This is a genomic window from Streptomyces sp. NBC_01016 (assembly GCF_026341035.1).
Taxonomy (GTDB): domain Bacteria; phylum Actinomycetota; class Actinomycetes; order Streptomycetales; family Streptomycetaceae; genus Streptomyces.
The window spans coordinates 5520271-5539535 of sequence record NZ_JAPEOQ010000001.1; the positions used below are offsets into that span (position 1 = coordinate 5520271).

Annotated in this window: 15 protein-coding genes; all 15 read left to right on the forward strand. The window is 71.0% G+C overall.

The window, feature by feature from the left end:
• The first annotated feature begins 3 nt into the window (after window positions 1-3).
• The 15 genes from asnB to OG746_RS24910 are packed head-to-tail and all read left to right on the forward strand — an operon-like array spanning window position 4 to window position 19260.
• Complete coding sequence (asnB, locus tag OG746_RS24840) at window positions 4-1938, forward strand: asparagine synthase (glutamine-hydrolyzing) (protein ID WP_266718018.1); 1935 nt, start codon at window positions 4-6, stop codon at window positions 1936-1938.
• Between the two features lie 18 nt (window positions 1939-1956).
• Entirely contained in the window at window positions 1957-4143 is a 2187-nt protein-coding gene (locus OG746_RS24845; RefSeq protein ID WP_266718020.1) for a bi-domain-containing oxidoreductase, read from the forward strand.
• Window positions 4140-6095, forward strand: a complete 1956-nt coding sequence (locus OG746_RS24850; RefSeq protein ID WP_266718021.1) for an alginate lyase family protein — start codon at window positions 4140-4142, stop codon at window positions 6093-6095. Before OG746_RS24845 ends, OG746_RS24850 begins: the two co-directional genes overlap by 4 nt.
• The gene (locus OG746_RS24855) at window positions 6092-7633 is read left to right on the forward strand and encodes a right-handed parallel beta-helix repeat-containing protein (protein WP_266718023.1); all 1542 of its coding nucleotides are present in this window, start codon (window positions 6092-6094) and stop codon (window positions 7631-7633) included. The genes OG746_RS24850 and OG746_RS24855 overlap by 4 nt, the downstream gene beginning before the upstream one ends.
• 1 nt (window position 7634) lies before the next feature.
• Window positions 7635-8963, forward strand: a complete 1329-nt coding sequence (locus tag OG746_RS24860) for an O-antigen ligase family protein (protein ID WP_266718024.1) — start codon at window positions 7635-7637, stop codon at window positions 8961-8963.
• A gap of 2 nt (window positions 8964-8965) precedes the next feature.
• Complete coding sequence (locus tag OG746_RS24865) at window positions 8966-10150, forward strand: glycosyltransferase (RefSeq protein ID WP_266718026.1); 1185 nt, start codon at window positions 8966-8968, stop codon at window positions 10148-10150.
• A gap of 36 nt (window positions 10151-10186) precedes the next feature.
• Window positions 10187-11437, forward strand: a complete 1251-nt coding sequence (locus OG746_RS24870) for a class I SAM-dependent methyltransferase (protein ID WP_266718028.1) — start codon at window positions 10187-10189, stop codon at window positions 11435-11437.
• Complete coding sequence (locus OG746_RS24875; protein ID WP_266718030.1) at window positions 11434-12228, forward strand: glycosyltransferase family protein; 795 nt, start codon at window positions 11434-11436, stop codon at window positions 12226-12228. The genes OG746_RS24870 and OG746_RS24875 overlap by 4 nt, the downstream gene beginning before the upstream one ends.
• Window positions 12225-12902 (forward strand): PIG-L deacetylase family protein, encoded by a 678-nt coding sequence (locus tag OG746_RS24880; protein ID WP_266718032.1) that lies wholly within the window; start codon window positions 12225-12227, stop codon window positions 12900-12902. The genes OG746_RS24875 and OG746_RS24880 overlap by 4 nt, the downstream gene beginning before the upstream one ends.
• A gap of 3 nt (window positions 12903-12905) precedes the next feature.
• Window positions 12906-13931: an NAD-dependent epimerase/dehydratase family protein gene (locus OG746_RS24885; protein WP_266718034.1), complete on the forward strand. Its 1026-nt coding sequence runs from the start codon at window positions 12906-12908 to the stop codon at window positions 13929-13931.
• Complete coding sequence (locus OG746_RS24890; protein ID WP_266718036.1) at window positions 13928-15226, forward strand: DUF4910 domain-containing protein; 1299 nt, start codon at window positions 13928-13930, stop codon at window positions 15224-15226. Before OG746_RS24885 ends, OG746_RS24890 begins: the two co-directional genes overlap by 4 nt.
• The gene (locus OG746_RS24895) at window positions 15223-16542 is read left to right on the forward strand and encodes a hypothetical protein (protein ID WP_524540449.1); all 1320 of its coding nucleotides are present in this window, start codon (window positions 15223-15225) and stop codon (window positions 16540-16542) included. Before OG746_RS24890 ends, OG746_RS24895 begins: the two co-directional genes overlap by 4 nt.
• The gene (locus OG746_RS24900; protein ID WP_266718040.1) at window positions 16539-17486 is read left to right on the forward strand and encodes a glycosyltransferase family 2 protein; all 948 of its coding nucleotides are present in this window, start codon (window positions 16539-16541) and stop codon (window positions 17484-17486) included. Before OG746_RS24895 ends, OG746_RS24900 begins: the two co-directional genes overlap by 4 nt.
• A complete protein-coding gene (locus OG746_RS24905) occupies window positions 17486-18712 on the forward strand; it encodes a polysaccharide pyruvyl transferase family protein (RefSeq protein WP_266718042.1) in 1227 nt (408 codons plus the stop codon). Before OG746_RS24900 ends, OG746_RS24905 begins: the two co-directional genes overlap by 1 nt.
• Window positions 18709-19260, forward strand: a complete 552-nt coding sequence (locus tag OG746_RS24910) for a dTDP-4-dehydrorhamnose 3,5-epimerase family protein (RefSeq protein WP_266718044.1) — start codon at window positions 18709-18711, stop codon at window positions 19258-19260. The genes OG746_RS24905 and OG746_RS24910 overlap by 4 nt, the downstream gene beginning before the upstream one ends.
• The last annotated feature ends 5 nt before the right edge of the window (window positions 19261-19265 follow it).

Here is a 19265-nt window from a genome sequence, read left to right on the forward strand (position 1 = left end):
CACGTGTGTGGCATCGCAGGTACGTACAGATGGCCGGACGGGAAGGTCGTGACCGACCGGCTCACCGATATCCTCGCCCACCGCGGTCCCGACGGGGCGGGCCGCTACGGCCACCCCGCCGGTGACGGCGAAGTGCAGCTCGGACACCGTCGGTTGGCCATCATCGACCTGTCCGAGACCGGCGCCCAGCCGATGGTCTCGGACGGCCTCGCCCTGACCTACAACGGCGAGCTGTACAACGCCCCGGAGCTGCGCGCCGAGTTGGAGTCCGCCGGCGTGCGCTTCCGTGGCACCTCCGACACCGAGGTGCTGCTCGAGGCCTGGCGGCGCTGGGGTACGGACTGCCTGCCCCGGCTGCGCGGCATGTTCGCGTTCGGCGTCTTCGACGAGCGCACCGGTGAACTGGTGCTGGCCCGCGACCAGTTGGGCATCAAGCCGCTGTTCCTGCTGCGGCGGGGCGGCGGCCTGGTGTTCGCCTCCGAGCTGAAGGCGCTCGCCGCCGCGACCGGCGGCAAGCTGGAGGTGGACGACGCGGCGCTTGTGGCCTCGCTGCTCTACTACTGGGTGCCGGACTCGCGGTGCGCGTTCCGCGAGGCGGAGAAGCTGCCGCCGGGCAGCTGGATGAGGTTCCGGCCCGACGGGCAGGTGGAGCGCGGCCGGTACTGGAACCTGAAGGACGTCGCCTCCGAGGGCCGGGAGCGGGCGCTGAGCGGTGAGCTGCCGGACCTGGCCGCCATCGTCGAGGACTCGACCCGGCAGCACCTGCTCTCCGACGTGCCGGTGGCGACTTTCCTCTCCGGCGGCCTCGACTCCAGCTATCTGACCGCGATCGCGGCCCGCCAACAGCCGGGGATCTCCGCCTACACGATCGGATTCCGCGCCGAGGACGCCAAGTTCGAGGCGATGCCGGACGACCTGCGCTACGCCCGGCAGGTCGCCGAGCGGTTCGGCGTCGACCTGCACGAGATCGAGATCGCGCCCAACGTCCTCGACCTGCTGCCGCAGATGACGTACTCCCTGGACGAGCCGATCGGCGACCCCGCCGCGATCAACACGTACCTGATCTGCCAGGCCGCCCGCGAGGCCGGCGTCAAGGTGATGCTCTCGGGGATGGGCGCCGACGAACTGTTCGCCGGATACCGCAAGCACCTGGCCAACATGATCGCGCTGCGCTATCAGCGCGTGCCCCGGCCGCTGCGGCGCGGTGTGTCCGCGGCCGTGGACCGGCTGCCGGTCGCCACGTCGCGCCGCGGCTTCCGGTCGGTGCGCTTCGCCAAGCGGTTCCTGTCCTTCGCCGATCTGCCGGAGGAGACCGCGTTCCGGCGCAGCTACACGATGTACGACCAGCAGGAGCTGCTCGCGCTACTGAATCCGGACCTGGCCGGAACGGTCGACGACGTGCTGACCGAGCACGCGGACGTGTACGAGGACAACGAACTCGACGACTTCGTCAACCGGATGTGCCTGGCCGACGCCCGGATGTTCCTGCCGGGCCTGAACCTCACGTACACCGACCGCTCCAGCATGGCCGCGTCGACCGAGGTACGGGTGCCGTACGTGGACGTCGAGGTCGTGAAGGCGGCGTTCGCCTTCCCCGGCGACCGCAAGATCGTCGGGAGGCAGGGCAAGTCCGTGCTCAAGGAGGCGGCCACCTCGATCCTGCCCAAGGAGATCGTGTACCGGCCCAAGGGTCTGTTCAGCGCCCCGCTGCGGGCCTGGATGAGCCGGGATCTGGCGCCGCTGGTGCGCGAAGTGATCAACGACGGAGAGCTGGTCCGTTCCGGGTTCCTGCGGCGCGACGCGCTGCGGCGGATGGTCGCCGAGGACGCCTCGGGGCAGCGGGACTTCTCCAAGCATCTGTGGCACGTACTGACGCTCGAGTACTGGTATCGCGACGCGACCTCTGGGTCCGGCCAGAGCACTCGGTCAACGGCTTAGGAATTCAGAGGAGTTCGGGTGAAGCAGGTTGTACAGAACTACAAGAGCGGCGAGTTGGCGGTACTGGACGTGCCGGTACCGGGGTGCAAGCCAGGAGGTGTGCTGGTCCGCACCTCCTACTCGCTGATCTCCACGGGCACCGAGCTGATGAAGGTGTCCGAGGCCGGCATGTCGATGGTGGGCAAGGCCCGCTCCCGCCCGGACCAGGTCGCCAAGGTCATGCAGAGCGTGGCCAGCAACGGCCTGCCCGCCACCTACCGCAAGGTGATGGGCAAGCTGGACTCCTACACGCCGCTCGGCTACTCGCTGTGCGGTGTGGTCGAACAGGTCGGCGCCGGCATCGACGACGTGGCGGTCGGCGACGTCGTGGCCTGCGCCGGCAATGAGCACGCGCTGCACGCCGAGCTGAACTGGGTGCCGAAGAACCTGTACGCACGGGTGCCGGACGGCCTCGCGCCGCGGCACGCCGCCTTCGGCACCGTCGGGTCGATCGCATTGCAGGGCGTCCGCCAGGGCGAGCCGCAACTCGGCGAGGTGGCGCTCGTCATCGGCCTCGGCCTGATCGGGCAGCTGGTGGTGCAGCTCCTCGCCGCCTCCGGAGTCCGCGTCGTCGGCGCCGACCCCGACCCGGTGCGCTGCGAGCTCGCCGAGCGCGTGGGCGCCGCGGCCTGCGGCGATCCGGAGTCACCGGCCGTGGAGACGGCCGTCGCCGAACTCACCGGCGGGCACGGTGTGGACCAGGTGTACCTGGCCGCCGGCGGCGGCAGCAACCAGCCCGTCGAGCTGGCCGCCCGGCTCTGCCGGGACCGCGGCAGGGTCGTGGACATCGGCAAGTGCCGCCTCGACCTGCCGTGGAACGCGTACTACGAGAAGGAGCTCGACGTCCGCTTCTCCCGCTCCTACGGCCCCGGTCGCTACGACCCGTCGTACGAGCTGGAGGGGCGCGACTACCCGATCGGCTACGTGCGCTGGACCGAGCGCCGCAACCTGGCGTGCTTCCTCGACCTTCTCGCTCTCGGCCGCGTCGACGTGGAGCCCCTGGTCTCCCACGTCGCCGACTTCGACGACGCCGTCGAGACGTACCAGAGCCTGAAGGACGGTGAACTCAAGGCCGTCGCCGTGCTGTTCAAGTACCCCGAGCAGACGGTGGAGGCCGAGGCGGAGGCCCCGGCCGTGATCGTGCCTGCGGTGGCCGTGTCCACCAAGAGGACCGCGCCTGCGAGGCCCGCCAACACACCGGTGCGCCTCGCCTTCGTCGGCGCCGGGAACTACGCGACGTCGATGCTGCTGCCGCACCTCGTGCAGCGCGAAGGCGTCGAGTTGTCCACGGTCGTCACCACGACGGCGCTCTCCGCGGCCAACGCGCAGCGGAAGTTCGGCTTCGGCGAGGCGACCACCGACCTCGACGCCGTGCTCGGCGACAAGTCCGTCGACGCGGTGTTCGTGGTCACCCGGCACAGCTCGCACGCCGAACTGACCCGCAAGGCGCTCCTCGCCGGCAAGGCCGTGTTCGTGGAGAAGCCCCTGGCCCTCACCGAGGGCGAACTGGCCGACGTGCTGGCCGCTGTGGAGGAGTCCGGCAACGACCGGCTGCAGGTCGGCTTCAACCGCCGGTTCGCACCCCTGCTGCGGGAGGCCAAGGAGCGGTTCGGCGCCAGGACGGGACCGGCGAACCTCCGCTACCTGGTCAACGCGGGCCGCCTCGACCACGGCAGCTGGTACCTCCAACAGGGCACCCAGGGCTCCCGGTTCGCCGGTGAGGGCGGGCACTTCATCGACACGGCGAGCTGGCTGCTCGAGGCCGACCCGGTCTCCGTCTACACGGTCGCCCCGTCCGGCAACGAGGACCTTCAGGTCGTCCTGCGCTACCCGGACGGGTCCACCGCCACCATCAGCTACGTCACCACCGGCCCGGCCGCTTTCCCGAAGGAGACGCTCGACCTCGTCGCCGACGGGCGGGCGCTGCGGCTCGACGACTTCGTCCGCGCCTCGGTCTACGGCCGCAAGCGGTGGGTCAGTTCGCGGCTCCCCAAGGCGCGGGACAAGGGGCAGAACGCCGAACTGGCCGCGTTCGTCAGGGCCGTTCGGTCCGGCGGGCCGATGCCGGTGCCGCTGGAGTCGCTCGTCGCCACCACCGCGGCCACGCTCGCCGTGGGGACCGGCCTGGCCAGTGGTGCGCCGGTGACATTGGCGGGGCCGCGATGACCATGAGTGCGGGCTGGTACCTGCGGCGCCTCTCCCGGATGGGGCCGCAGGAGGTCGCGGGCCGGGCGGCCGACGCCGTGCGCAGGCGGCGGTGGCGGTCGGCGCGGCCGGAGTGTCCGTCCGTGACGGGCGCCCGGTTCACCGCGGTGCTGCCCACCGGGGCGACCGCCGCCGTGCCGCCGGACGCCGCGAAGCGCCTGATCGCCGAGGCCGACCGGCTGATGGCCGGGCACATCGAGTACTTCGGCGTGGTCCGTGACGACCTCGTCGACCCGGACTGGTGGTACGACCCGAAGACCGGGCGCCGGGCCCCGTGGGGTTACGCCTTCGACGTGCCGTACCGCAACGAGGACGCGGTGGGGGACATCAAGCAGATCTGGGAGCCGTCCCGGCACCAGTACCTCACCGTGCTCGCCGCCGCCTATGCGATGACCGGGGACGAGCGGTACGCCGAGCGCGTGGCCGGTCACCTGCGGTCGTGGTGGGCGGCCAACCCGCCGCTGCGCGGCGTGCATTGGGTCAGCGGGATCGAGCTGGGCATCCGACTCCTTTCGTGGGTGTGGATCCGCCGGCTGCTCGACGGATGGCAGGGCGCCGCCGGTCTGTTCGAGGACAACCCGATGGCGCTGAACCAGATCTGGCACCACCAGCGCTGGCTCGCCGCCTTCCCCAGCCGGGGCTCCTCGGCGAACAATCACGTCATCGCCGAGGCCGCCGGACAGTTCGCCGCGTCCTGCGCGTTCGACTGGTTCCCCACGTCCGCGAGTTGGCGGACCGGTGCGCTGCGATCCCTTGAGCGGCACCTGCGCAGCAACACGTTCCTCTCCGGCCTCAACCGCGAGCTGGCCACCGAATACCACGGACTTGTACTGGAGTTGGGCCTGGCCGCGCTGGCCGAGGCCGACGCCGCCAACGTGCCGGTCCCCGCGACCGTACGCCTCGTGCTGCTGCGGATGACCGATGCGCTCGCCGCCGTCGTGGACAGCCGGTTGCGGCCCCCGCGCCAGGGCGACGCCGACGACGGACACGGTCTGATCGTGGACGGGGCGGGCACCGACCGCTGGGCCTCGCTCCTGGCCACCGGGGAGGCCGTGTTCGGCCGGCTCGACTGGTGGCCCGCGGTGACCGGATCCGATGTGCGTACCCCGCTGCTCGCCGCGCTCATCAAGCCCTCCGCGTGGTCCGTGCGCCGACCGGCGGTCCGTCCGGCGCACTTCGCCGACGCGGGGCTCACCGTCCTGCGCGGCGAGGGGCCCGCGGGGGAGGTCTGGTGCCGCTGCGACGCGGGCCCGCACGGCTTCCTGTCCATCGCCGCACACGCCCACGCCGACGCGCTGTCCGTCGAGGTCAGGCACGACGGGGTCGATGTGCTGGCCGACCCGGGGACGTACTGCTACCACGGTCAGCCCGAGTGGCGCCGGTACTTCCGGTCGACGCTCGGCCACAACACCGTGCAGATCGACGACGCCGACCAGTCCGTCTCCGGCGGGCCGTTCCTGTGGATCCGGCATGCGCGCAGCCGCGTACTGGAGGCGGGCGCGACCCGCTGGTCCGCCGAACACGACGGCTACCGGCCCTCCGTGCACCGTCGCAGCGTGGAACTGGGCGCCAACAGCCGGGAGTTGACAGTGGTCGACGAGGTGCGCGGCCCGCGCCGTGACGTGCGCCTGGCCTTCCACCTCGGCCCGGCGATCGCCGCGGACCTGGTGGGAAACCGGGCCGTGCTCACCTGGATCCGGGACGGGGAGGGGCGCTCCGCGGTGCTCGAGCTGCCCGGGGAGCTGTCCTGGCGGGCGCACCGCGGCGAGAGCGCCCCGCCGTTGGGGTGGTACTCCGCCGGATTCGGTCGCAAGGAAGCCACCACCGCGCTGGTGGGCACCGGATTCGCCGAGGACAGAGGCGAGTTCACCACCGTGCTCAGGTTCCGCGACGAGGGAGGAGGGGACACATGAGGATGAAGTGGCGGCACTGGGCGTTACCGGCGGTGCCGGTGATGCTGGCCCTGCTGGCGGCGACCGGCTGTACCGGCACGCCGGACACGGAGGACAAGCCGAGCGTCTCGCCGACCGGCGCCGGGGCCGTGGCCCCGTCGACCGTGGCCCGGGTGTGCGCCAAGCCCCCGGCCGGAGCCGCGAAGGCGCCGGCGGGCGCCGTGACGGTCGACCCTTCGGTCGTCGGCGACCTGACGGCGAAGACCAAGAGCAACCCCGCGCACACCACGTTCTGGCTCCGTCCGGGCAAGCACAGGCTCGACCCCGACCGCTATTCGCAGGTCATCCCCAAGGCGGGAAACCGCTACATCGGCGCCCCCGGCGCGGTGCTCGACGGCGGGAAGAAGAACCAGTACGCGTTCGGCGGCAACGCCCGCGACGTCACCATCCGCTACCTGACCGTGCAGCGCTTCGTGGCACCGCAGGACCAGGGCGTGGTCAACCACGACTCGGCCGACGGGTGGGTGATCGAGCACTCGACGATCCAGAAGAACGACGGCGCCGGACTGATGGCGGGCATCCGCCAACGGGTCCGCGACAACTGCCTGCGCGACAACGGCCAGTACGGAATGAACGCGTACAAGCCCACCGGCCGGATCACCGGCCTGGTGCTCGAGGGCAACGAGATCGTGGGCAACAACACCGGCGACTGGGAGAGCCGGCGGGAGGGCTGCGGCTGCACCGGAGGCGTCAAGTTCTGGGCCGTCAACGGCGCTGACATACGCGGCAATTGGGTGCACGACAACCGCGGAACCGGGTTGTGGGCCGACACCAACAACAACGACTTCCTCCTCGAGAACAACGTGATCGAGGACAACGACGGCGCCGCGCTGATCTATGAGACCAGCTACAACGCGATCATCAAGAAGAACACCATCCGGCGGAACAACTGGGTCGAGGGTCGCGAACAGTCGAAGGGCGGCGACAGCTTCCCGTTCGCGACCGTCTACGTGTCCGAGTCCGGCGGCGAACCACGGATCAAGGCCCGCACCGACAAGCTCGAGATCTACGGGAACGTGCTGGAGAACAACTGGTCGGGGATCACCCTGTGGGAGAACGCCGACCGGTTCTGCAACAGCCCGGCCAACACCTCGTCCGGTGGCTGCACGCTGCTCGTGAAGAAGACCAAGAGCTGCGCGAGGCCGGCGATCACCAAGGCGCCGCTCTACGCCGACTGCCGCTGGAAGACCCAGCGGGTGGACATCCACGACAACCGCTTCGTCCTGGAGAAGTCCGTCATGAAGTGCAAGGAGAAGTGCGACCGCATGGCCGTGCTCGCCAACTACGGCACCTATCCCGACTGGTCGCCGTACAAGGGCTCGAAGGTGGCCCGGGCGGTCACCCGCGACCAGCACAACCGGTGGCACGACAACGTCTACGTCGGACCGTGGAAATTCGTCTCCGAAGACGTGAGCCGGGTGTTCGACTTCAGGCGGTGGCAGGGCACGTCCTCCGAGCAGGACGTGGGCAGCACCTTCGAGCAACGGGCCGGTGGTTGAGATGTCCGGGAACCTGCGGCACGCCGCGCCGACGGACGTGCCGGACAAGGCGGTCACCGGGCCCGGCGCCGAACCGCGCCGAGCCGGCACGCCGAAAGCCGTCGGCGTCGCCTGGGGACTGCTGGTCCTCAACACGCTCGGCTCCACCGGAGCGGAGACCGTCATCCCGCTGCCGCGCTCCCTCGTCCAGATGGTCACCATGGGCGCGCTGGTCGCCGCGTTCGCGCTGGCGCTCGCGGTCAATCTCCGGCTGCGCATCCGCGCCAGCGCCTACGTGCTCCTGCTCACCCTGCTCCTGGTGCCGAGTCTGATCTCCAGCCTGCACCTGGAGTCCGGCTTCGGTGCGCTGTTCCGCTGCGCCCGGTTCGCTCTGTTCGTCGCCACGCTGTGGCTGCTCAGCCGCTGGTGGGACGGAAGCCTGACGTTCGTCCGGCACCACATCCGGACCTACTCCGTGGTGCTCGGCACGGTGGCCGTCGGCCTGGTCGTCTCGCCGGGTGCGGCGATGCCGGACGTGTACGGCGGACGTCTCGTCGGCGCGTTGTGGCCGCTCACGCCGCCGCAGATCGGGCAGTACTCCGCGGTGATCATTGGGCTCACCGTGCTGCTCCTGGTGGGCCGCCGCACCGACCGGGCCAGTGCGGCGGTGGTCATCGTGCCGTCGTTCGTGCTGCTCGCGATGACCCACACCCGAACGGCCATGCTCGGCCTGGTCATCGGGCTGACGCTGGCGATCGGCTCGCTCTTCCTGACCAGCGCCGCCGCGCGCCGGTTCTTCGCCTGGGCGGTGCTGTGCGGCGTGGTGGCCGCGGTGGGCTTCGCCTCCGCGCTCCAGGCGTGGTTCCTGCGCGGACAGACCCAGGAGTACTTCACCAGCCTCACCGGTCGGGCCAAGGTCTGGGACGCCCTGCTGGCGGCGCCCCGGACGAAGTCGGAGCAGTTCTTCGGCGTGGGCCTGGGCGACAAGTCGTTCGGCGGGCTGCCGATCGACAACAGCTGGCTGGCCGCCTACCACGAGCAGGGACTGATGGGCGTCATCCTCGTTGCGGTGATCGTCCTCGTCCTCGGCGGCGTCGCGCTGCTTCGGCCGCCGTCGCTGCAGAGGGCCTGCGCGATCTTCCTCATCAGCTACTGCCTGATCGCGTCGTACACCGAGGCGGGCCTCGGCGACGCCTCGCCGTATCTGCTGCATCTGGCCCTGGCCGCCTCGCTGTTGGCGGCACCCACCGAGACCACGGAGCCGTCCTTGCCCGAAGCCCCTCGACTCTCGACACCCGCGGTACCCCGACGGCGCGTCCCGCGCTGGGCCCGCGGATCGGAGGTGAGCTGAGCATGCACATCCTCGTGGTGCACAACCGCTACTCCTCGGGACAGCCGAGCGGGGAGAACAGGGTCGTCGACTGGGAGGTGGACCTGCTGCGCTCGGCCGGCCACCGGGTCGAGGTGTTCGAGCGGCGCAGCGACGACATCGCCGCGATGCCCCTGCTCGAGAAGGCCGCGGTGCCGCTCCTCGTGCCGTGGAATCCGTCGGTCCGCAAGGAACTCGCCGCCCGGCTGCGCGCCTCGCGCCCCGACGTGGTCCACGTCCACAACGTCTTCCCGCTGCTGTCGCCCGCGGTCATCGCCGCCTGTGGCGACGCCGGGGTGCCCGTCGTCGCCACCCTGCACAACTACACGCAGGTCTGCCCGCCGGGCACGCTGCAGCGGGACGGCCGGCCGTGCACCGAGTGCGTCGGCTCGACACCGCTGCCTGCCGTCCGGCACGGCTGCTATCGGGGCTCCCGCCTCGCGACGGTGCCGCTCGCGCTCAGCCTGTCGGTCAACCGGCGGCGGTGGTGGTCCGGCGTGCAGCGGTTCTTCTGCATCTCCGATGCGCAGCGCGACGTCCTGGTGAGGGCCGGAATGCCGGCCGAACGGCTGGCGCTGAAGCACAACTTCGTGCCGGACCCGGGTGTCTACCGAGTGGGCGAAGGCGAGCATCTGCTCTACCTCGGCCGCCTCGCGGAGGCCAAGGGCATACGGCTGCTCATGGCCGCGTGGGACGAGGTCGCGGCGAGCGGCGGGGTGGGTGTGCCGCTCGTGATCGCCGGGGCGGGGCCGCTGGAAGCAGAGGTGACCGCCTGGGCGGCGGGCCGGGACGACGTGCACTACGCCGGCCTGCTGGATCCGGCGGAGTGCCGGAAGGTCGTCGCGCGGTCGGTCGCCGTGGTGGCTCCCTCGACGTGGCTGGAGGCGTTCGGCCTGGTGGTCGTGGAGGCGATGGCGGCGGGGGTCCCGGCCGTCGCCGCCGGTCACGGCGCCTTCGTCGAACTCGTCGAGGAGGGGGCGACCGGGCTGCTGCACCGGCCGGACGAGCACACCTCGCTCGCGGCCTGCATCCGCCGGATCGCGGACGACCCGGACCTGGGCCGGGAGATGGGCCAGGCGGCCAGGCGCCGTTACGAGAAGTACTTCAGCCCGGCCGTCGGCCTGGAGCACCTGGAAGAGGAGTACCGCACCGCGATCGCGGGTCGGTAGCAGTCAATGGGGGACGGAAACAATGGGGGGCAGTAAATGACACGATGCCGACTCTGCGGCTCGGAGACGCTGGCGAGCGTCGTCGATCTCGGGGCCACGCCACCGTGTGAGAGCTTTCTCGCCGCGGACCAACTGGACGTGGCGGAGCCCACGTTCCCGCTGCACCTGCGGGTCTGCACGGAGTGCTGGCTGGCGCAGATCCCGCCGCTGATCACGCCGGAGGAGACGTTCAAGGAGTACGCGTACTTCTCCTCCTTCTCGACGTCCTGGGTGGAGCACGCGCGCACCTTCGTCGCCGACGCCGCGGCACGGGTGGGACTGGACTCCGACGCCTTCGTGGTCGAGGTCGCGAGCAACGACGGGTATCTGCTGAAGCACGTGGTGGACCGGGGGATCCGCTGCCTGGGCATCGAGCCGTCGGTGAACGTCGGCGCCGTGGCGCGCGACGGAGGGGTGCCGACGCTCACGGAGTTCCTGAGCCCGGAGACCGGCTCGGCCGTCCGCGCCGAACACGGCCCGGCGAACCTGGTCGTGGCCAACAACGTGTACGCGCACATCCCCGACGTCGTCGGGTTCACGCAGGGCCTGCGCGCCCTGGTCGCGGATGACGGCTGGGTCTCCATCGAGGTGCAGCACCTGCTGACCCTGATCGAGGAGAACCAGTACGACACGATCTACCACGAGCACTTCCAGTACTACACGGTCGCCTCCGCGATCCGGGCGCTCGCGAGCGGCGGACTCGCCCTCGTGGACGTCGAGTTGCTGCCCACCCACGGCGGCTCCATCCGGCTGTGGGCCCGGCCGGCCGAGGTGGCGGGCGCACGGAGTCAGTGGGTGATCGACGTGCTGGCCCGCGAGAAGGCCGCCGGACTCCAGGAGCTGTCCGGATACACCGAGTTCTCCGCCCGCGTGGCCAAGGTGCGCCGCGACCTCCTCAAGTTCCTCATCGAGGCGGCCGAGCAGGGCAAGACCGTCGTCGGCTACGGCGCGCCGGGCAAGGGCAACACGCTGCTCAACCACTGCGGCATCCGCCCCGACCTGCTCGCGTACACGGTCGACCGCAACCCCTACAAGCACGGCAGGTTCACGCCGGGCACCCGCATCCCGATCCTGTCGCCCGAGCAGATCGTCGTCGACAAGCCGGACTACGTCCTCGTCCTCCCGTGGAACCTGCGGGCCGAGCTGGTCGAGCAGCTGTCCTACGTGCACGACTGGGGCGGCCGGCTCGTCTTTCCCGTCCCGGAACTGAGCGTTGTCGAGGAGCCCACGAAAGAGGTAGCCGTATGAAGGTCGTTCTGTTCTGCGGCGGCTACGGGATGCGGATGCGCAGCGGCGCCGCCGACGACGTGCCCAAGCCGATGGCGATGGTCGGCCCTCGCCCGCTGATCTGGCACGTCATGCGCTACTACGCGCATTACGGGCACAAGGAGTTCATCCTGTGCCTCGGCTACGGGGCGCACCACATCAAGAACTACTTCCTCAACTACGAGGAGACGACGTCCAACGACTTCGTGCTGCGCAAGGGGCACACGGAGCTGCTGTCGAACGACATCGCCGACTGGACGATCACGTTCGCGCAGACCGGCATCGAGTCACCGATCGGTGAGCGGCTTCGCCGGGTGCGCCACCACCTGGACGGCGACGACATGTTCCTCGCCAACTACGCCGACGTGCTCACCGACGCCCCGCTGCCCGAGATGATCGAGAACTTCGCGGTACGCGACGCGGGCGCGTCGATGATGGTGGTGCCGCCGCAGTCCTCGTTCCACTGCGTGGACCTGGGCGAGGACGGCCTGGTCGGCGGCATCACCGCGGTCAGCGACATGCCGCTGTGGGAGAACGGCGGCTACTTCGTGCTCCGCCAGGAGGTCTTCGACCACATACCGGAGAACGGGGACCTGGTCGCCGACGGCTGCGCCCAACTCGCCAAGCAGGGCCGCCTCGTGGCGCACCAGCACCGCGGCTTCTGGAAGCCGACCGACACCGTGAAGGAGCGGGCCGCGCTCGACGACGGCTACGCGCGGGGCGAGCGCCCGTGGGCCATCTGGGAACGCGACGCCATGGGGGTGAGCGCGTGATCGGATTCGGGGGCGGGCCCCTGGACCGGATCGTCGCGGTGGGCGCGCACTGCGACGACATCGCCATCGGAGCCGGCGGCACACTCCTCGCGCTGTGCCGCGCACGGCCCGGCATCCGCGTCGACGCGCTGGTGCTCTCCGGCGGCGGCAGCGAGCGCGAGCAGGAGGAGCAGGCCGCGCTCGCCGCCTTCTGCCCGGGCGCCGATCTGCGCCTGACCGTGCACAAGCTGCCGGACGGCCGACTGCCCGCCCACTGGGAAGAGGCCAAGGCCGCGGTCGAGGAACTGCGCCTGGGGACCGACCCGGACCTCGTCCTGGCCCCGCGCAGCGACGACGCGCACCAGGACCACCGGGGCCTGGCGCAGCTGATACCCACCGCGTTCCGCGACCACCTCGTGCTCGGCTACGAGATCGTCAAGTGGGACGGCGATCTCGGCCGGATGACCGCGTACCAGCCGCTCACACCGGAGATCGCCGAACAGAAGGTGGGGCTGCTGCAGGAGCACTACCCCTCGCAGCGGCACCGGCCCTGGTACGACCGCGAGGCCTTCCTCGGCCTCGCCCGGATCCGCGGCATCGAATGCCACGAGCGCTACGCCGAGGCGTTCGCCGTCACCAAGCTCACGCTCGACCTGGGCGCCCCCACACCGGGCGCTCTCACTCTGGGGGATTGAACCTTGCGCGTACTACTGACCGGACACCAGGGCTACCTGGGCACCGTCATGGCCCCGGTCCTCAAGGACGCCGGACACGACGTCGTCGGCCTCGACTCCGGCCTGTTCGCCGACTGCGTCCTCGGCCCGGCACCCGACGACCCGTCGGGCCACCGGGTGGACCTGCGGGACGTCACCGCCGAACACGTGGCCGGGGTGGACGCCGTGATCCACCTGGCCGCGCTCTCGAACGACCCGCTGGGCTCGCTGGCACCCGAGCTCACCTACGACATCAACCACCACGCCTCCGTCCACCTGGCCCGCCTCGCCCGCGAGGCCGGAGTCAAGCGCTTCCTCTACGCGTCGACGTGCTCGGTGTACGGAGCCGCGGGCGGCGACGAACTCGTCGGCGAGGACGCCCCGTTGCGCCCCGTGACCCCCTACGCGGAGTCCAAGGTGCGGGTGGAGGACGACCTGCACGCGCTGGCCGACGACGACTTCACCCCGGTCTTCATGCGCAACGCCACCGCCTTCGGCTTCTCGCCCCGGCTGCGCGCCGACATCGTGCTGAACAACCTGGTCGGCCACGCGCTGCTGTCCGGCGAGGTGTTGGTGCTCTCCGACGGCACCCCGTGGCGCCCGCTGGTGCACGCCGCCGACATCGCCCGCGCCTTCACCGCCGTGCTCACCGCGCCCCGCGAGGCGGTGCACGACCGGGCGTTCAACATCGGCAGCGAGACCAACAACGTCACCGTCGCCGAGATCGCCGAGCAGGTCGCCGAGGCGGTGTCCGGGTCGAAGGTGCGCATCACCGGGGAGAACGGCGCCGACCCGCGCTCCTACCGGGTCGACTTCGCCCGCTTCCGCGCCGCGATTCCCGGCTTCGACTGTGAGTGGAACGTGAAGCGGGGCGCACTCGAACTCTGCGACGCCTACCGGAACTTCGGGCTCACCAAGGACGACTTCGACCGCCGCTTCACCCGCCTCGCCGTGCTGCGTGCCGCGTCCGAGTCCGGCGCCGTGGACGACACCCTGCGGTGGCGCGGATGACCGCGGCCGACGCGGCGCCGCCGACCGCGCCGGGCGCCGAGATGTACGAGCTGGTGGAGCGGCTCTACCCGCTCTGCCGGAGCATCACGGGTGACGGCGTGCGCGCCACCCTGGACATCGTCGGCGAGTACATCCCGCTCCAGGTGCACGAGGTGCCGACCGGAACCCAGGTGCTCGACTGGACGGTGCCGCAGGAGTGGAACATCCGCGACGCGTACATCGCCGACAGCTCCGGCAACCGGGTCGTCGACTTCGCCGCGTCCAGCCTGCACGTACTCGGCTACAGCGTCCCGGTGTCGCAGACCCTGCCGCTGGCGGAGCTGCGCGAGCACCTGCACACCCTGCCGGATCACCCGAACTGGGTGCCGTACCGCACCAGTTACTACAAGCCGCAATGGGGTTTCTGTTTGGCGCAGGACACCCTGGACGCGATGCCCGACGGCGACTACGAGGTGTGCGTCGACTCCACGCTGGAGGACGGCCACCTCACCTACGCCGAGCACGTGGTCCCCGGGCAGGTCACCGACGAGGTGATCGTCTCCTGTCACGTCTGCCACCCGTCGCTGGCCAACGACAACCTGGCCGGCATCGCGGTGGCGACGTTCCTGGCCCGGGCGCTGGCGGAGCAGACTCCGTACTACACCTACCGGTTCATCTTCGCGCCCGGCACCATCGGCGCGATCACCTGGCTCGCCCGCAACAAGGAGCGGGTGGACCGGGTCAAGCACGGGCTCGTGCTCGCTTGTGCGGGGGACCGGGGCGGGCTCACGTACAAGCAGAGCAGGCGCGGCGACGCGGAGATCGACCGCGTGATGCGGCACGTGCTCGCCGACTCCGAACGCCCGCACCGGGTAACGGAGTTCACGCCGTACGGCTACGACGAGCGGCAGTACTGCTCGCCCGGGTTCAACCTCGGCGTGGGCTCGCTCACCAGGACCCCGTACGCCGGGTACCCCGAGTACCACACCTCGGCGGACAACCTGGACTTCGTCTCCCCGAAGGCGATGGCGGACACGCTCGACGTCTGCCGCGAGGCGTTCCACCTCCTGGACCGCAACCGGAGCTACCTCAACCTCAGCCCGTACGGCGAACCGCAGTTGGGCCGCCGCGGGCTGTACGGAGCGCTCGGCGGGCGCAGCGACACCCAGCAGGCGCAGCTGGCCATGCTCTGGGTGCTCAACCTCTCCGACGGTGAGCACAGCCTGCTCGACGTCGCCGAGCGGTCCGGGCTGCCGTTCGACACCGTCGCCGCCGCGGCCGGTGCCCTGGGCGCCGCCGGACTGGTCAAGGCATGACTCCGATGACCACCAAGGGGGAGAAGATGGCGGCAACGGCGGCCCGAGCCGGGCAGGACCGGCCGAGCGCCAGGCGGGCCATCGTCGGACGGCTGTCCTGGGGACTCGCCGACCAGGCCGCCTCCAGCATGTCGAACTTCCTGGTGGGGATGTACGTGGCCCGCTCGCTCGGGCTGTCCGCGTTCGGCGCGTTCAGCCTGGTCTGGGTGACCTACGGCGTGGTGCTCAACGTCTCCCGCGGGCTCGCCACCGACCCGCTCGTGGTGCGCTTCAGCGGCGTGCCGGAGGCGTCCTGGCGCGCGGCGACCGCACGCTCGACGGGTACCGCGCTCGGCGTCGGCGGTGCCATCGGCGTGGGGTCCGTAGTGGTCGGCCTTGCTCTCGGCGGCAGCGTGGGGGCCGCGTTCGTGGCACTCGGCGTGGTGCTGCCCGGGCTGCTGCTGCAGGACGCGTGGCGGTTCTCGTTCTTCGCCGCGGGCACCGGGCGGAAGGCGTTCGTCAACGACGTGGTGTGGGGCGTCGCGCTCATCCCGGCCCTGGTGTTGGCGGCGCGCGCGGGCAGCGTGGCCGGCTTCGTGCTCGCCTGGGGCGGGGCGGCCGTGGTCGCCGGGGCGTACGGCTGCGTCCAGGCCGGCATCCTGCCCCGGCCCGCCCGGGCGCGCGCGTGGCTTCGCGAGCAGCGCGACCTCGGTTACCGGTACCTGCTCGAGAATGTCGGCGTCAGCGGCGCGAGCCTGCTGCGGGCGTACGGACTCGGCCTGATCGTCGCGGTCAGCGCGGTGGGCGTGGTCAGGGGCGCGGAGCTTCTGATGGGCCCGTTCCTCGCCGTGCTGATGGGCCTGTCGCTGGTCACCGTCCCCGAGGCGGCACGGGTGCTGCGACAGGCGCCGGACCGGCTGGCCAGGTTCTGTTTCCTGCTCGGCGGCGGGCTGGCCGCCGCCGCGCTGCTGTGGGGCGGGGCGCTGCTGCTGGTGCCCGACCATCTCGGCGAACACGTGCTCGGGGCCGTCTGGTACGGGTCCTCCGAGCTCATCATGCCGATCTCGCTCGGCGTCGCGGGCGCGGGCCTCGGCGTCGGCGCGGCAGCCGGGTTGCGCGCGCTCGCCGCGGCCCGGCGCAGCCTGCGCTGCCAAATCTTCGCCTCCGCCTGCTATGTCGGTGGCGGTCTCGGCGGAGCCGCGCTGGGCGGCACGACCGGCTCGGCCTGGGGCGTCGCCGCCGCGAACCTCGTCGCCTCGGCCGTGTGGTGGCTGCAACTGCGGTCAGCCCTGCGCGAGCGCCACCAGAACACCATCAGTGAAGTGAGGACCACATGACCGCCCATCCCCGATTGAGCATCGGCCTGCCCGTGTACAACGGCGAGGAGTACCTCGCCGAGTCGCTGGACGCGCTGCTCGGCCAGACCTACGAGGACTTCGAGCTGGTCATCTCCGACAACGCCTCGACGGACGCGACGCAGGACATCTGCCGCAAGTACGCCGCTCAGGACTCCCGGATCCGCTACATCCGGCTGCCGCGGAACGTCGGTGCCACGCCGAACCACAACTATGTGTTCACCGAGTCCCGCGGCGAGCTGTTCAAGTGGGCCTCGCACGACGACCTCTACGCCCGTGACCTGCTGCGGCGCTGTGTGGAGGCGCTGGACGAGCATCCCGAAATGATTCTCGCGCACGCCGACCAGGCGGTCATCGACGGCGACGGCAAGATCAAGGTCCCCTACGAGTACACGCTCGCCACCGACTCACCGCGCCCGCCGGAGCGCTTCCGCAGCCTGCTGTTCGAGCCCGGCGGCGACGACTTCTACGGGGTGCTGCGGGCCGACGCGCTGCGCCGGGTGAAGCCGCTCGACAGCTACCACCACGCGGACCGCACCTTCGTCGCCGAGATCGCCCTGAACGGGCCCTTCCACCAGGTGCCGGAGCTGCTGTACTTCCGCCGCGACCACCCCACCCGTGCCGAGCGGGCGAACCCTTCCAAGCGCTCCCGGTGCGTCAACCTGGACCCGCGCAGGGCAGGCCCGCTGCACCCGACACCACGGCTGCTCGCCGAGTACGTCCTGGGCTTCGTATCGGCGATCCGGCGGGCGCCGCTGTCCGCGGCCGACCGGCGCGCGTGCTACGGCCACTTGGCCGCGTGGATGTCCAACCGGACCCGGCCGGGCACCGGTGAGCGCGTCGAGGACCGTACTCCGGTCGACCCGGACCAGTCCGAGGTCTCCGTGGACGCAGTCGTCGCCGGTCGTGAAGAGAGGCAGTCCTGATGTCCGTAGCCAAAACCCCGGTGCGCGTAGGGCTGTTCGGCCTCTTCGGCTCCGGCAACCACGGCAACGACGCGTCGCTCGAAGCCATCCTCGGGTTTCTGCGCACCGAGCATCCGGACGCGACCGTGGACGCGATGTGCGGTGTCCCCGATGTCGTCGCGAGCCGGTACGGGATCCCGGCGACGCGGCTGAACTGGTACCGCGGCGAGTACCGGACCGCGTCGAGCGCGGGCGCGATCGCGGGGAAGGGTCTCGGCAAACTCGTCGACGTCGTCCGCACCGCTGCCTGGGTGCGCCGGCACGACGTGGTGATCGTCCCGGGCACGGGCGTCCTGGAGACCACGCTGCCGCTGCGACCGTGGGGCCTCCCGTACTCGCTGTTCCTGCTCTGCGCCGGCGGCCGGCTGTTCCGCACCCGGGTCGCGCTGGTCAGCGTCGGCTCCTCCGAGATCGGCCACCGGGCGACCCGGACCCTGGTGCGCTGGTCGGCCCGGCTGGCCGGATACCGGTCGTTCCGGGGCACCGTGTCCCGCGACGCCATGCAGGCGATGGGCGTGGACACCAAGCGCGACGGGGTCTACCCGGACCTCACCTTCGCGCTGCCGACGCCGCCGAGCACGCCTTCGGACTCCCCGGGCACGGTCTGCGTCGGCGTCATGGCCTTCCACGGCAGCAACGACGAGCGCGACCGGGCCGAGGAGATCCACCGCCGCTACCTCGACGGGACGACCCGGTTCGTCCGCGCCCTGGTCGAGGACGGCAGGCCGGTCCGGCTGCTCACCGGGGACGAACTCGACCGGCCGGTGGCCTTCGCGATCCTCGACGCCGTGGACTCACCGCTGGTCACCGTCGCCGAGGCGGCCTCGCTGGGCGAGCTGATGAAAGAGGTGGCGGCTGCCGACACGGTGGTGGCCGCCCGCTACCACAACCTGGTCAGCGCGCTGAAGGTCGGCACACCGACGCTCGCCGTCAGCTATTCGACGAAGAGCGACGATCTCATGGAGCTGATGGGAGTCGGCGCGTACTGCCACCCGGCTCGCAGCATCGACGCCGACCGGCTGCTCAAGCAGTTCCGGGAGCTGGAGCGGCGATCGACGGAGGTGCGGAAGACGCTCGCCGAGCGGAACCAGGACGCCGCCCGCCGCGTCGAGGGCCAGTTCGCCGCCTTGACCGCGGCCCTGTTCCGGCCGACGGGCCGTACCCACACCACACGGGAGACGTCATGAAGGTGAGCCCAGTCCCGGAGATTGCCGGCGCGTGCCTGTTCGAGCCGACGCCGTACGCCGACGAGCGCGGCTTCTTCTGCCGCACCTTCGACGTCGACGTGCTCCGCTCCGTGGGCCTCGACCCGCACGCCTTCGTCCAGGACAGCGTGTCCCGCTCGGTCCGGGGCGTGCTGCGCGGGCTGCACCTGCGCTCCGGCGCCGGCGAGGCCAAGCTGGTGCGCTGCTCGTACGGGAAGATCTTCGACGTCGTCGTGGACCTGCGGCCCGATTCGCCGACGTACCGAAATCGGGCCTTCTTCGAGCTGTCCGGCGACACGCAGGTGACCCTGTACATCCCGTCGGGGTGTGCACACGGGTTCCAGGCGCTGACCGAGACCGCCGACACCTCGTACCGGATCGACCGTCCGCACGATCCCTCGGAGGACGTGACGATCGCCTTCGACGACCCGGAGTTCGCCATCCCCTGGCCGCTGCCGGTCACATCGATGTCCCAGCGGGACCGTGAGGCGCCGCGCCTCGCCGAAATCCTCGAGCACAAAGGGAGGTGAGACCG

What these genes read in the sequence shown, in the direction of transcription:
- OG746_RS24850 (WP_266718021.1), top strand. Translation starts at nt 4,140, where the DNA reads ATGACCATGAGTGCGGGCTGGTACCTGCGGCGCCTCTCCCGGATGGGG.
- OG746_RS24855 (WP_266718023.1), top strand. Translation starts at nt 6,092, where the DNA reads ATGAGGATGAAGTGGCGGCACTGGGCGTTACCGGCGGTGCCGGTGATG.
- OG746_RS24860 (WP_266718024.1), top strand. Translation starts at nt 7,635, where the DNA reads ATGTCCGGGAACCTGCGGCACGCCGCGCCGACGGACGTGCCGGACAAG.
- OG746_RS24865 (WP_266718026.1), top strand. Translation starts at nt 8,966, where the DNA reads ATGCACATCCTCGTGGTGCACAACCGCTACTCCTCGGGACAGCCGAGC.
- OG746_RS24870 (WP_266718028.1), top strand. Translation starts at nt 10,187, where the DNA reads ATGACACGATGCCGACTCTGCGGCTCGGAGACGCTGGCGAGCGTCGTC.
- OG746_RS24875 (WP_266718030.1), top strand. Translation starts at nt 11,434, where the DNA reads ATGAAGGTCGTTCTGTTCTGCGGCGGCTACGGGATGCGGATGCGCAGC.
- OG746_RS24890 (WP_266718036.1), top strand. Translation starts at nt 13,928, where the DNA reads ATGACCGCGGCCGACGCGGCGCCGCCGACCGCGCCGGGCGCCGAGATG.
- OG746_RS24895 (WP_524540449.1), top strand. Translation starts at nt 15,223, where the DNA reads ATGACTCCGATGACCACCAAGGGGGAGAAGATGGCGGCAACGGCGGCC.
- OG746_RS24900 (WP_266718040.1), top strand. Translation starts at nt 16,539, where the DNA reads ATGACCGCCCATCCCCGATTGAGCATCGGCCTGCCCGTGTACAACGGC.
- OG746_RS24905 (WP_266718042.1), top strand. Translation starts at nt 17,486, where the DNA reads ATGTCCGTAGCCAAAACCCCGGTGCGCGTAGGGCTGTTCGGCCTCTTC.
- OG746_RS24910 (WP_266718044.1), top strand. Translation starts at nt 18,709, where the DNA reads ATGAAGGTGAGCCCAGTCCCGGAGATTGCCGGCGCGTGCCTGTTCGAG.